Origin of the sequence: Streptomyces sp. NPDC050448 (assembly GCF_040655295.1) — a bacterium.
GTDB lineage: Bacteria > Actinomycetota > Actinomycetes > Streptomycetales > Streptomycetaceae > Streptomyces.
Window position 1 is genome coordinate 267,692 of sequence record NZ_JBFAJR010000001.1, and the last position, 13,303, is coordinate 280,994.

Genomic DNA, 13,303 nt, shown 5'->3' on the forward strand with positions numbered 1-13,303 from the left:
CTCGTACACGTATGCGCAGCGGAGGGGGGCCGCCATGGCGGAGGCACGGGCGGGCGAGGAGCCCGCGGATCTCACGGATCCGGAACGCCGCATGTGGCAGGCGTACCGGACGGGCAGCATCTGTGATCTCAGCGCCCGGGCCGCCGACGAGGACAATCCGCACGGCGACCGGATCTGGGGCGGCGGGCGCAGCGTCCGCGCCCAGATGGTGGCGCTGCTGCTGCTCCACGGCCCGCCGCCGGTGCCGGGCCGGGTCGCCTCGCTGAAACTGCGCGGCGTACGGATCACCGGGCGCCTCGACCTGTCCGGCGGGATCGTGCAGCCGTACGTCGAACTCCAGTCCTGCCGCTTCGACAGCGAGATCCAGCTGTCCGAGACCCGGTTCGGCACCCTGCGCCTGGTCAACTGCGCGATACCCCGGTTGGACGCCTCCCGTCTGCACACCGAGGGCGATCTGCACCTGCCGCGCTGCCGGGTGGCCCGCGGGATCCGGCTGACCGACGCGCAGATCGGCACCGACCTGCTGATCAGCCAGGCCGTGGTGCAGCGGGACAACAAGGGCCGGGCCATCGCCGCGGACGGGATGTCGGTCGCGCAGGACTTCCAGGGCGAACTGCTGGAGACGTACGGGGAGGTGAGCCTGCGCGGCGCGAAGGTCGGCGTGTCGATGAACCTGCGCGGGGCCCGGCTGCGCAACCCGTACGGGCGGCGCGCGCTGAACGCCCCGCAGCTGACCGTCGAGCGGACCCTGTACCTGACGTCGATCGCCCTGGACTACGTCCCCGGCGACTCCGGCTCCTCCACTCCCCCGTACGGGCTCGGCCAGACGCCCACGCGCGGGCAGCGGGCCCAGCGCTTCGAGTGCCGGGGCGGGCTGCGCCTGGACGACGGCCGCTTCGGCGACGCGGTCGACTTCTACGGCGCCCGGTTCACGCTGACCGAGGAGCAGGAGGTCTCGCTGCGCCGGATCCAGACGCCGGAGCTGCGGTTCGTCGGCGAGCGGCCGGAGCGGGGGCGGGTGGTGCTGTCGGGGGCGAAGGTGGTCAAGCTGGTCGACACCTCCACCAGCTGGCCCGGCCAGGGCGGTGTGTCGATCGAGGGGTTCGCGTACGAGAACCTCGCGCCCCGCGGCCACTTCCCGCTGGCGCGCCGGCTGGCCTGGGTGGAGGCGGCCACTCCGGAGTACTCGCCGGAGCCGTACGAGCGGCTGGCCGCCGTACTGCGCACCAGCGGCGAGGACGCGGACGCCCGCGAGGTGCTGCTCGCCAAGCAGCGGCGGCGCCGGGCCACCCTGCCGCCGGCGCTCAAGGCGTGGGGGTACCTCCAGGACTGGACGGTGGCGTACGGGTACCGCCCGGGCCGGGCCGCACTGTGGATGGCGGTGCTGTGGGCGGCGGGCGCGCTGCTCTTCTCCCGGCACGAGCCGCCGCCGATCAAGGCGGACGAACACCCGAAGTGGGAGGCGGCGCTCTACGCGCTGGACCTCCTGCTCCCCGTCATCGATCTCGGCCAGGAAGGCCAGTGGAAGGTGGAGGGCGGCTGGCAGTGGGGCTCGGCGGCGCTGGTCCTGCTGGGCTGGATCCTGGCGACGACGGTGGCGGCGGGAGCCTCGCGTCTGCTGAGACGGGGATGAGCGGAGGCCGGGAACAACTGAGGTGACAGGCCCTGGCCCGCGGCCACTACCCTGTGCCTCGTGACCTCCGTTCGCCTGCCCCTCTTCCCGCTGAACTCGGTGCTGTTCCCGGGACTCGTCCTCCCGCTGAACGTCTTCGAGGAGCGTTATCGCGCCATGATGCGGGAGCTGCTGAAGACGGGCGAGGACGAGCCGCGCCGCTTCGCGGTCGTCGCGATCCGCGACGGCCGGGAGGTCGCGCCGACCGCTCCCGGCCTGCCGGACCAGACGGCCCTGCCCGAGCGGGGCCCGACGGCGGGCTTCGGCCCGGATCCGATCCAGGCCTTCCACCGGGTGGGCTGCATCGCGGACGCGGCGACGATCCGGGAGCGGGAGGACGGCAGCTTCGAGGTCCTCGCCACCGGTACGGCGCGGGTCCGCCTGCTGTCGGTGGACAGCTCGGGCCCGTACCTGGTCGCGGAGCTGGAGGAGCTCCCGGAGGACACGGGCGACGGCGCGGGCGCGCTGGCGGAGGGGGTCCTGCGGGCCTTCCGGAACTACCAGAAGCGGCTGGCCGGAGCCCGCGAGCGGTCCCTGACCTCGGGTGCGGACCTGCCGGACGAGCCGTCGGTGGTCTCGTACCTGGTGGCGGCGGCGGCCGTGCTGGACATCCCGGCGAAGCAGCGGCTGCTCCAGGCGCCGGACACCGCGACCCGCCTCGCGGAGGAACTGAAACTGCTGCGGGCGGAGACGGCGGTCATCCGCCACCTCCCGTCGCTCCCGGCGGTGGACCTGACGCGCGCGCCGACGAGCCCGAACTGACGGCGAAGAACGCACGGCGAAGTACTGACGGCGAAGGACCGATGGCGAAGAAGAAGGCTCCGGCCGGCACTCCGGCGATCGCGGCGCTCACGTCCGCGCAGGCCGCGTTCACGGTGCACGCGTACGAGCACGACCCGGCGCACCCCTCGTACGGCGAGGAGGCGGCCCAGGCCATGGGGGTCTCCCCGGACCGGGTCTTCAAGACGCTGGTCGCGGACGTGGACGGTGTCCTGGCGGTGGCGGTGGTCCCGGTGTCGGGCAGCCTGGACCTCAAGGCACTCGCCGCTGCGCTGGGTGCGAAGCGGGCGGTGATGGCGGATCCGGCGCTGGCGGAGCGCACCACGGGATACGTACGGGGCGGCATCTCCCCGCTGGGGCAGCGCAAGCGGCTGCGGACGGTGCTGGACGTGTCGGCGCAGGCCCACGCCACGATCTGCATCTCGGCCGGCCGCCGCGGCCTGGAGGTCGAGCTCCCGCCCGCCACCCTGACGACCCTGACGTCGGCCACCCTGGCCCCCATCGCCCGCCCGTAGCCGAGTCGGGGCTGCACATGCAGCCCCGCCGGCGTTCGAGGCGCGGGGTCCGGGGCGGAGCCCCGGTTTCGGGAAGGCCCGGCGCAATGGCCCCGGCCCCCGCCCGCCGTACGGTCAGGCCTTCGGGGGCTCGGACTCCGACGGGTCCGGCCGGTCCGACGGGTCGGCGTGGACGTGGGGCGGTGGGTACACGCCCTGCCGGGCCGACTCGCCCGCCGGGTCCGGGTCCTGCGGGGACCACAGGGCCGTCAGGCCGAGGTGGACGGCCACGGCGACCATCGGCCAGACCAGCAGCGCCCCCTGCGCCAGCAACTGCAGCGGCGCATCGAACGGCACGCCCTTGCCCGCCTTCAGCGCGGCCGCGGCCACGTCCGACGACGGCCCCAGCCACAGCCCCAGCCGCCAGCCCACCAGCGCGGCGAAGCCGGACCCGACCACCAGGCCGACGACCAGCGGGACACCGCCCCGGCGCCGCCACAGGAAGACGAGGACCGCGCTCAGCACGCCGAGCCCGACCGACAGCAGGAAGAACATCGCGTCGGCCCCTATCCGGGCCTCGCTCTCGGTGTCCCGCAGGAAGACGGCCTCGCCGTTCGACACGTACTGCGCCTTCGGCGCCAGCCATGCCCACAGCACTCCGAGCAGCACCCCGGCCACCCCGGTGGCCAGGGCCACGGCGGCCCCGTCGCGGATGTCCGCCGGGGTGATGCCCGCGGCGGAGCCGCCCGGCTTCCCGGGCGGCAGCGGCGGTTCGAACGGGGACGGCGTGGTCACGGCTTCGGTCACCCCCACATCGTGCCAGGTGCCCGGCGCGGCGGCGTCAGCGGACCGCTGCCCGCCGGTACGCCCAGGTCGCCGCGGCCAGCGAGAGCACCCCCACCGCCCCGCACACCCCGAGGTCCAGGCCGACCGCCGCCCAGTCCGGATGCGGCGCGAAGGTCCGTGCGAACGCCTCCACCCCGTAGGTCGACGGCAGCAGGTCCCGCGCCCACACGATCACGTCCGGCATCCGCTCGGGCGGCAGCACCCCCAGCAGCAGCGCCGCCGACATGCCGAGCTGCCCGGCCAGCGTGGCCAGCTCCTGCCGCGGCGCCAGCAGCCCCAGCGCCGCGCCCAGCCCCGCCAGCGCGGCCCCGGCCAGCGGCACCACCGCGGCCAGGATCCACAGCCCGCCCATCGGCAGCCCGAACAGCAGGCATCCGAACACCGCCGTCACCAGCGTGCCCGGCAGCGTGAAGGAGGCGTACGCGGCGGCCGAGCCCAGCACCACCGAGGCGGGGGGCACGGGCAGCGTGGCGTAGTGGTCCAGCCCGCCGCTGGCCCGCAGCTGCCCGAAGTACTGCGCGAGCAGGTTCAGCGCGACGAAGGCGACGACCAGTACGGAGGAACCCGCGACCACGGCCCGGGCCTCGGAGCCCCCGTCCACCACGCCCCGCATCAGGATCATGATCCCGACGGACTGGAAGGTGGCCACGAAGAGCAGCGGGATCCGGGACACGCGGGCCCGGGACAGCTGCGCCCGGTACACGGCGGCCAGCGACGGGAAGAGCCGGGCCCGGGGGGCCAGCACACCCACGGCGGCAGCGGTCACGACTTCACCAGACCCTTCGACGTACGCCCGCCCAGCGCGAGGTAGACGTCCTCCAGGCTCGGGGTCGCCAGCGTGAAATCGTCGAGGGCGGCGAAGGCCGGCCCGCCGGTCACCGCGGCCACCGCGGCGCGCGCCTCGTCGGGGGCCAGCCGCAGCACCCACCGGCGCCCGGCTTCGGCGGCCGCCGGCGCGAGCGCCGCGACCTCCCGTACCTCCAGCGGCGGCGCGGTGCGCCAGACCAGCTCCAGCCGGACCTCGCCGGAGACCCGGGCCTTCAGCCCGGCCGGGGTGTCGCAGGCGATGACGCGGCCCTGGTCGATGACGGCGACCCGGTCCAGGACGGTCTCGGCCTCGATGACGTTGTGCGTGACGAGCAGGACGGTGGCCCCGCGCTGTGCGCGCCGCCGGTCCACGGCCGCCCACACGGCCCGCCGGGCCACGGGGTCCATGCCGGTGGTGGGCTCGTCGAGGACCAGCACCGGCCGCTCCCCCACGAGCGCGGCGGCGAAGCAGGCCAGCCGCCGCTGCCCGCCGGAAAGCTTCTTCAGGGGCCGCCCGGCGATCGGGGTCAGCCCGAGTTCCTCGAGTACGGCGTCCCGCTCGGTCCGCGCCGCCCGTGCGTCGAGCCCGCGCAGCCGTCCCGTGGTCTCGGCGGCCAGCGCCACCGTGAGCTCGTCGAGGGCCGTGGACTCCTGCCCCAGGTAGGCGAGCAGCCGGGCCGCCCGCTCGGGGTGGCGTACGAGGTCGTGGCCGAGCAGGGTCACGGCGCCCGAGTCGGGCCGCATCAGGCCGGTGAGCTGCCGGACCAGCGTGGACTTGCCGGCGCCGTTGGGGCCGAGCAGGCCGAAGATCTCACCGCGCCGGACGTCCAGGGAGATCCCGTCGGTGGCCCGGGTCTCGGGCAGGGCGGGAGCCCCGCGCCGGCCCCGTACCGCGGGATACGTCTTGACCAGGTCACGCACCGCGCAGACCACGTCGCAGGCCGCGTCCGCGGCCACTGCCGTGCTCGGTTGTGCTGATGCTGTGCCCGTACTCACGAGGGAGCAGCCTACGCGGCTTTCGCCCCTACTCGGCCGCCGGGGTCGGCGGCCCCGCGGTCACGGCGGCGGGTGTCCCGGCCACGTGCTCGGCGGCCGCGCGGACGTCGATCTCCCGCCAGAACCCGGCCCGGATGGCGTAGCGGTCGTGCTCGTCGATCTGGTCGTCCTTGTGGGCGAGCAGCCCGAACCGGGCCGCGTAGCGGAGCAGCTCCCCGTCGATGCGGTGGGGGATCCGCGGGTACATCGTGGCGAGCTTCTGCAGGTGGACGGTCTCCGGGAGGCGTTCCATCCAGCGCCGGGCGAACACCTGGCCGACCTCGAAGGGGTCGCCGCCGACGGTGGTGATGTCCTCCTCCCGGTCGGCCCAGCGCTGCTCGGCGCTGGTGAGCTGGGCGAGGGTGGGCAGCGAGGCGGTCTCGGCGGGTTCCCCCAGCGGTCCGGCCCGGTCGATCCAGCCCTTGTCGGAGGACCAGCGCAGGGCGCTGCCGGCCGGGGGCTGGGGGGCGCCCGGGGCTCCCGGGGGGCCGGGCTGCTGGCCGGGGGCGCGCAGCGAGCCGGCGAGGTCCTTGGGGGTGGGTACGGTCTTGCCGCCGGCGGCGGGCGCGGGCACGGGGGCGCCGCTCCCCTCGGGCTCGGCGGGGGCGGGGGCTCCGGCGCCGTTGCCGCCGGCGCTGCGGGCGGCCTCGGCGAGGGCCGCCTCGGGCAGCGGGGCGGAGAGGATCGCGGCGATCTCGGGGCGTGGCGCGGGCGGCGGTGCGCACAGCCCGGCGAGGTCCCTGGCGCGGACGGCGCGGGTGATCCAGGTCCGGTCCAGGACGCGGCGTTCGTCGGCCTCGGCGACGAGGTCCTCGGACTGGTTGTAGTCGCCGTCGGCGGCCTGGACGGCCCACAGGTGGACGGCGACCCCGTGCTCCTTGGCGGACATCAGGCCGGGCAGCAGGTCCCCGTCCCCCGTGACGAGCACGACGTCGGAGCAGGCGCGGTTGCGGGCCAGCTCGGTGAGCTCGGCGTGCATGGCGGCGTCCACGCCCTTCTGCGCCCAGCGGCCGTCGCTGCGGGTCAGGGCGCCGAGGCGGACGGTGACGCGGGGCATGACGCGCAGCCGCCGGTGCTCGGGCTGGGGCACCCGGTCGGGTGCCCCGTCGAACCAGTAGATGCGCAGCAGAGGCTGCTCGGTATCGGCCTCGGCCCGCTCGCGCAGGCCCTGGATGAGGGCGGCATGGTCCACGGTGATGCGGGAGCGGGAGGGCTCCCCGGCGAGAAGACTGGCGGCGGCGCCCAGCAGATAGCCGGCGTCCACCAGGACGACGCAGCGGTCCACGCGTACCACCCTCTTCCCGGGGATCCTCTGTGTGTGTCGCGGGTTCCCCGAGTCTGCCCGACCGCAAGGGGGTTGACGGCCGGAACTCGATCATCGGCGTGGCGGATCCCGCGGCCGCTTCCGGAAGAGGGATTCCCGGCTACACGCAGTAAAGATCCAAAATGCGCGGTTTGTGACGGCATGTGAGGGTGAAGGCGGTCCTGGCCCCTAGACCCTCACGGAGGCTCCACCATGGCCAAGAACAAGAACCGCCAGCATGAGCAGAAGCAGCAGCCCCGCTCGTCGTCGCAGGATCCGTCGAAGAGCTCGACGCAATCCGTGTCAGAGCCCTCGGGCGGCAGCCCGAGTCCGATGGACATGGCCCGCAAGGGCAAGCAGAAGAAGTTCGGCCACAACTGACGCCTCCGCGAGCACCGCGCACGAGGGCGCGCCCAGAGCTCTGGGCGCGCCCTTCCGGTGGCACCTCCCAGCGGTGGCCGGGGGATTTCGACTGCGGGGGAAGGCGCGTGCGACCGGCGTTATCCGGCCAGGCAGGACGGGCCCAGGAGCACCTTGAGGTCGCCGAAGAGCGCGGGGTCGGGCTGGACCCGGTGCTTGTCGAGACGCAGCACGGTGGTGGTCCGCGGCCCCTGGAGCTTGATCCGGACCTCGGTGTTGCCCTTGTGGTGCCGCAGGATCTCGCCCAACCGGGTGACCATCGGAGGAGTGACCTTGACGGTCGGGATGGTGAGGACGACGGGGGCGTTCGTCCCGGCCGAGGAGAGGTCGGGGACCATCATCTCCATGGCGACCAGCCGGGGGACGTCCTCGCGCTTGTCGAGGCGGCCCTTGACGAAGACGACGGTGTCCTCGACCAGCTGGGTGGAGACGAGCTGGTACGTCGCGGGGAAGAACATGCACTCGATGGATCCGGCGAGGTCCTCGACGGTGGCGATGGCCCAGGCGTTGCCCTGCTTGGTCATCTTGCGCTGGAGGCCCGAGATGATGCCGCCGATGGTGACGACGGCGCCGTCGGAGTGCTCGCCGCCGGTCAGCTGGGAGATGCCGGCGTCCGTCTTGTCGGAGAGCACGTGCTCCAGGCCGAAGAGCGGGTGGTCGGAGACGTACAGGCCGAGCATCTCGCGCTCCTGGGCGAGCAGGTAGGACTTCTCCCACTCCACGTCCGAGAACTCGACGTCGAGCCCGAAGCCGGGCTCGTCGCTCGCGCCCTCGTCACCCATTCCGCCGAAGAGGTCGAACTGTCCCTCGGCCTCCTTGCGCTTGACCGCGACCACGTTGTCGATCATCGGCTCGTGGTGGGCGACCAGGCCCTTGCGGGTGTGGCCCATCTCGTCGAAGGCGCCGGCCTTGATCAGCGACTCGACGGTGCGCTTGTTGCAGACGACGGCCTCGACCTTGTCCAGGAAGTCGGGGAAGGTGGAGTACTTCCCCTTTGCCTTCCTGGTCTTGATGATCGACTCGACGACGTTCTGGCCGACGTTGCGCACGGCGGTGAGGCCGAACAGGATCACGTCGTCGCCCTGGGCGGCGAAGTTCGGCTCGGACTCGTTGACGTTCGGCGGGAGCACCTTGATGCCCATGCGCCGGCACTCGTTCAGGTAGATCGCGGACTTGTCCTTGTCGTCCTTGACCGAGGTGAGCAGGCCGGCCATGTACTCGGCCGGGAAGTTCGCCTTGAGGTACGCCGTCCAGTACGAGACCAGGCCGTACGCGGCCGAGTGCGCCTTGTTGAAGGCGTAGCCGGCGAAGGGGACCAGGACGTCCCACAGGGCCTGGATCGCCTGGTCGGTGTAGCCGTTCTTGCGGGCGCCCTCCTGGAAGATGGTGAAGTTCTTCGCCAGCTCCTCGGGCTTCTTCTTGCCCATCACGCGGCGCAGGATGTCGGCCTCGCCGAGCGAGTACCCGGCGATGATCTGGGCGGCCTTCTGCACCTGCTCCTGGTACACGATCAGGCCGTAGGTGACCGCGAGCACCTCTTCGAGCGGCTTCTCCAGCTCCGGGTGGATCGGGGTGATCTCCTGCTGCTTGTTCTTGCGCAGCGCGTAGTTCGTGTGCGAGTTCATGCCCATCGGGCCCGGCCGGTACAGGGCCGAGACGGCGGAGATGTCCTCGAAGTTGTCGGGCTTCATCAGGCGCAGCAGGGAGCGCATGGGCCCGCCGTCGAACTGGAAGACGCCGAGGGTGTCACCGCGGCCGAGCAGCTCGAAGGTCTTGGGGTCGTCGAGCGGGAGGGCCAGGAGATCGATGTCGATCCCCTTGTTGGCCTTCACCATCTTGACGGCGTCGTCCATGATCGTGAGGTTGCGCAGACCGAGGAAGTCCATCTTCAGCAGGCCGAGCGACTCGCAGCTCGGGTAGTCCCACTGGGTGATGGTGACGCCGTCGGTGTGCCGCACCCAGACCGGTACGTGGTCGGTGATCGTCTCGCTGGACATGATGACGCCCGCGGCGTGCACGCCCATCTGGCGGACCAGGCCCTCCACACCGCGGGCGGTGTCGATGACCTTCTTCACGTCCGGCTCGTTCTCGTACATCCCGCGGATCTCCCCGGCCTCGCCGTAGCGGGGGTGGCTGGGGTCGAGGATGCCGGAGAGCGGGATGCCCTTGCCGAGGACGTCGGCGGGCATGGCCTTGGTGAGCCGGTCGCCCATGGCGTAGGGGTAGCCCAGGACGCGGGCGGAGTCCTTGATCGCGTTCTTGGCCTTGATCGTGCCGTACGTACCGATCATGGCGACCTTGTCCGCGCCGTACTTCTCGGTCACGTACCGGATCACCTCGACGCGCCTGCGCTCGTCGAAGTCGATGTCGACGTCGGGCATGGAGACGCGCTCGGGGTTCAGGAACCGCTCGAAGATCAGGCCGTGCGTGAGCGGGTCGAGGTCGGTGATGCCCATGGCGTACGCGACGATCGAGCCGGCCGCGGAACCACGGCCGGGGCCCACCGCGATGCCCTGGTTCTTGGCCCACATGATGAAGTCGGCGACCACGAGGAAGTAGCCCGGGAAGCCCATCGAGATGATCGTGTCCATCTCGTACTCGGCCTGCTTCATGCGGTCGTCCGGGATGCCCCCGGGGTAGCGGCGGTGCATGCCGCGCATGGTCTCCTCGCGGAACCAGGTGACCTCGGTGTAGCCGTCCGGGATGTCGAACTTCGGCATCAGGTTCCGGAAGCCGAACATGCCCTCGGTGTCGATCTGGTCCGCGACCAGCTTCGTGTTGGCGCAGCCCTCCTGCCAGGCGTCCGAGGAGTCGATGGCGTACATCTCGTCGGTCGACTTCAGGTAGTAGCCGGTGCCGTCGAAGCGGAAGCGGTCGGGGTCCGAGAGGTTCTTGCCGGTCTGGATGCAGAGCAGGGCGTCGTGGGCGCCCGCCTCGCTCGCGTACGTGTAGTGCGAGTCGTTCGTCACCAGCGGCGGGATGCCGAGCTTCTTGCCGATCTCCAGCAGGCCGTCGCGCACCCGGCGCTCGATCTCGATGCCGTGGTCCATCAGCTCCAGGAAGTACCGGTCCTTGCCGAAGATGTCCTGGTACTCGGAGGCCGACTTCAGGGCCTCGTCGAACTGGCCGAGGCGCAGCCGGGTCTGGAGCTCGCCCGAGGGGCAGCCGGTGGAGGCGATCAGCCCCTCCGACCACTTGCTGATGGTCTCCTTGTCCATGCGCGGCCACTTGGTGAGCCAGCCCTCGGCGTACGCGTCGGAGGACAGCCGGAAGAGGTTGTGCAGGCCGGTGGCGTTCGCCGCCCAGATCGTCTTGTGGGTGTAGCCACCGGAACCGGACACGTCGTCCCGCTTCTGGTGGGGCTGGCCCCACTGGATGCGGCGCTTGTTGCGCCGGGACTCGGGTGCGACATACGCCTCGATGCCGATGATCGGGGTGATCCCGGCCTTCCGGGCGGTGTGGAAGAAGTCGTACGCCCCGTGCAGGTTGCCGTGGTCGGACATGGCGATGTGCGTCATGCCCATCTCGTTGCACGCGTTGAACATGTCCTTGAGCCGCGCGGCACCGTCCAGCAGCGAGTACTGGGTGTGGACGTGCAGGTGCGTGAACGGCTGCTTGGTCACGGTGGCAGACCTCCGGAGGCAATGAGGGGGGCAGCCTCGAAGTCTACGTCTGCCGAGTGACACAACCGGGGCACCGACCGGTACCTTCATCCGTTGCAGACCCAAGGACACCTGTCCGAACCCTCATGATCAAAAGCACGAACCACCGCGCCACCAGGAGGCACCCGCCATGGCGGTTCCCGAGACGACGAACGAGCAGCGCGCCGAGCAGATACTCGATGTGTTCGACACTGCTTTCGGTGAGCTCCTCGCCGCCGACCCCGCCGCCTTCCAGGTCAAATTCCGGAAGATGGCGGCCTCGGCCTTCGCCTTCTACCGGGGCACGGCCTGCCTCTTCTACGCCGACCTGGAGCGGGACCGGCACGGCGGGCCCTACCTGGACGAGCGGACCGGCCGGGTGTGGATCCACGGCGATCTGCACGCCGAGAACTTCGGCACGTACATGGACTCCAACGGCCGGCTGGTCTTCAACGTCAACGACTTCGACGAGGCGTACGTCGGCCCCTTCACCTGGGACCTGAAGCGGTTCGCGGCCTCCGTCGCCCTGATCGGCTACACCAAGGCGCTCAGCGACGAGCAGATCAGCGAGCTGGTGCGCACCTACGCGGGCGCCTACCAGGAGCGGATCCACCACTTGGCGGCCGGGGTGAAAGACCGCTGCGAGGACGCGGTGGCCTCCTTCACCCTGGACACCGCCGAGGGCCCGCTGCTGACGGCCCTGCGCTCGGCCCGCTCCCGCACCCGCTTCTCCCTGCTGGACTCGATGACCGAGATCCGGGACTACGAGCGCCGCTTCACCTCCGGCGGGGGATCGATCGAGCTGGACGCGGCCACCCGCTACAAGGTGCTCGCCGCCTTCGACGGGTATCTGGAGACCCTGCCCGACGCGTCCCTGGTCCGGCCGGACTCCTACCGGGTCAAGGACGTGGTGGGCCGCCGGGGCGTCGGGATCGGCTCGGCCGGCCTGCCCTCGTACAACATCCTGCTGGAGGGGCACAGCGACGCCCTGGAGAACGACGTCGTGATCTACCTCAAGCAGGCGCAGACCCCCGCGGTGTCCCGGCACATCACCGACCGGGCGGTGCGGGACTACTTCCAGCACGAGGGGCACCGCACGGTGATCTCCCAGCGCGCCCTCCAGGCCCACGCCGATCCGTGGCTGGGCTGGACCGAGCTGGACGGGTCGGGGCAGCTGGTGGCCGAGGTCTCCCCGTACGCGGTGGACCTGGACTGGTCGGACCTGGACGACCCGGAGGAGATCGCGGCCGTGGTCGCGGACCTGGGCCGGGCGACGGCGACCATGCACGCGGCGGCCGACGAGGCCGAGAGCGGGCACTCGCTGGTCCCCTTCTCCACCGAGCGGGCCATCGACGCGGCGATCGCCGCCGACGAGGAGGGCTTCGCCGAGCTGCTGGTCGACTTCGCGCACGCGTACGGAGCCCGGGCGCGCGCCGATCACCAGATCTTCGTGGACCTGTTCCGCAACGGTCGGATCAGGCCGTAGGTCCCGGGCCGCACGGGACCGGGGACCCGTTTTCACAGGGAGTCGTGGCAGACTCGCGGCGATGGGCATATCGAGGGCAGGACTCCGGGGGCTGCGGGCCGCGCTGTTCAGCGCACTGGTCGTGCTGCTCTCGGCCGGCTCGCACGTCCTGATGTCCCGGGTCCCGCTGCCGCCCGCGCCGGCGGCCGGGGCCTTCGCCGGCGTGTTCCTGATCACGTACGCGCTGGCGGGCCGCGAGCGCGGTTTCGGCGCCATCGCCGGCCTGCTGGTTCCGCTGGAGCTGGCCGCCGACACGGTCTTCACCGCCGGGCAGCACGCCTGCTACGGCCCGGCCGGCGGGCCCGTCGCCGGGCCGCTGCGGGCGCTGGGCCTGGACGAGCTGTGCGGCGGCCCGCCGCTGGGCGGGCCGCTGGCCGAGGCACCCGGGGCCGTCCCCGACGCGGTGGCCCTGCTGGCCTCGCCCGGACCCTGGACCCCGTGGCTGCTGCTCGCCGCGCACGTCTCGGTCGGGCTGTTCGCCGCGGCCTGGCTGCGGTACGGGGAGCGGGCGCTGGGCCAGCTGCTGCGCGCGGTGGCCGCCTTCGCGTTCCGGCCGCTGCGGCTCGCGGCGGCCTCGGCTGCGGTGGCCGCCGGCCCGGTGCGGCGGACGCTGCGCCGGGCCCTTCCGGGCGCGGGGGCCCGTACCCGCTTCCCCGCCCACTCCGTGGGACGCCGGGGACCTCCCGTACGCGGCGCGCTCGTCTGCGCCTGACCCCCGTACTGGAGACACCTCCCAGCGGTAGCTGGGGGACAGTCCCCCCTTCCCTTGTGTCACACCCC

Annotated in this window: 11 protein-coding genes; 6 read left to right on the forward strand and 5 right to left on the reverse strand. The window is 72.3% G+C overall.

The window, feature by feature from the left end; genetic code table 11:
• Positions 1 to 34: 34 nt before the first annotated feature.
• From AB0I68_RS01285 to ybaK, 3 genes are read left to right on the forward strand one after another with little or no spacing between them, the layout of a single operon-like run.
• Complete coding sequence (locus tag AB0I68_RS01285; RefSeq protein WP_363175076.1) at positions 35 to 1,633, forward strand: oxidoreductase; 1,599 nt, start codon at positions 35 to 37, stop codon at positions 1,631 to 1,633.
• 60 nt (positions 1,634 to 1,693) lie between these two features.
• Positions 1,694 to 2,434, forward strand: a complete 741-nt coding sequence (locus tag AB0I68_RS01290; protein ID WP_363175077.1) for an LON peptidase substrate-binding domain-containing protein — start codon at positions 1,694 to 1,696, stop codon at positions 2,432 to 2,434.
• A gap of 41 nt (positions 2,435 to 2,475) precedes the next feature.
• The gene (ybaK, locus tag AB0I68_RS01295; protein WP_363175079.1) at positions 2,476 to 2,967 is read left to right on the forward strand and encodes a Cys-tRNA(Pro) deacylase; all 492 of its coding nucleotides are present in this window, start codon (positions 2,476 to 2,478) and stop codon (positions 2,965 to 2,967) included.
• A gap of 114 nt (positions 2,968 to 3,081) precedes the next feature.
• On the opposite strand, the gene AB0I68_RS01300 is transcribed toward ybaK, so the two are convergent.
• From AB0I68_RS01300 to AB0I68_RS01315, 4 genes are all read right to left on the reverse strand, one after another.
• Positions 3,082 to 3,753: a DUF2567 domain-containing protein gene (locus AB0I68_RS01300; RefSeq protein WP_363175080.1), complete on the reverse strand. Its 672-nt coding sequence runs from the start codon at positions 3,751 to 3,753 to the stop codon at positions 3,082 to 3,084.
• Positions 3,754 to 3,787: 34 nt separating this feature from the next.
• Positions 3,788 to 4,558 carry an ABC transporter permease gene (locus AB0I68_RS01305; RefSeq protein WP_363175081.1) on the reverse strand — a complete coding sequence of 257 codons (771 nt, stop codon included), beginning with the start codon at positions 4,556 to 4,558 and terminating at the stop codon, positions 3,788 to 3,790.
• Positions 4,555 to 5,556, reverse strand: coding sequence for an ABC transporter ATP-binding protein (locus tag AB0I68_RS01310; protein WP_363175367.1), 1,002 nt, complete (start codon positions 5,554 to 5,556; stop codon positions 4,555 to 4,557). Before AB0I68_RS01310 ends, AB0I68_RS01305 begins: the two co-directional genes overlap by 4 nt.
• Before the next feature lie 67 nt (positions 5,557 to 5,623).
• Positions 5,624 to 6,928, reverse strand: coding sequence for an NYN domain-containing protein (locus AB0I68_RS01315; RefSeq protein WP_363175082.1), 1,305 nt, complete (start codon positions 6,926 to 6,928; stop codon positions 5,624 to 5,626).
• A gap of 222 nt (positions 6,929 to 7,150) precedes the next feature.
• Here AB0I68_RS01315 and AB0I68_RS01320 point away from each other — a divergent pair, with 222 nt between their 5' ends.
• Positions 7,151 to 7,318 (forward strand): hypothetical protein, encoded by a 168-nt coding sequence (locus tag AB0I68_RS01320; protein ID WP_363175083.1) that lies wholly within the window; start codon positions 7,151 to 7,153, stop codon positions 7,316 to 7,318.
• Between the two features lie 119 nt (positions 7,319 to 7,437).
• On the opposite strand, the gene dnaE is transcribed toward AB0I68_RS01320, so the two are convergent.
• Positions 7,438 to 10,980 (reverse strand): DNA polymerase III subunit alpha, encoded by a 3,543-nt coding sequence (gene dnaE, locus AB0I68_RS01325; protein WP_363175084.1) that lies wholly within the window; start codon positions 10,978 to 10,980, stop codon positions 7,438 to 7,440.
• A gap of 169 nt (positions 10,981 to 11,149) precedes the next feature.
• On the opposite strand from dnaE, the gene AB0I68_RS01330 reads away from it, so the two are divergent.
• A complete protein-coding gene (locus AB0I68_RS01330; RefSeq protein ID WP_363175085.1) occupies positions 11,150 to 12,484 on the forward strand; it encodes a DUF2252 domain-containing protein in 1,335 nt (444 codons plus the stop codon).
• A 61-nt stretch (positions 12,485 to 12,545) separates the two neighbouring features.
• Entirely contained in the window at positions 12,546 to 13,235 is a 690-nt protein-coding gene (locus tag AB0I68_RS01335) for a hypothetical protein (RefSeq protein ID WP_363175086.1), read from the forward strand.
• Positions 13,236 to 13,303 lie beyond the last annotated feature (68 nt).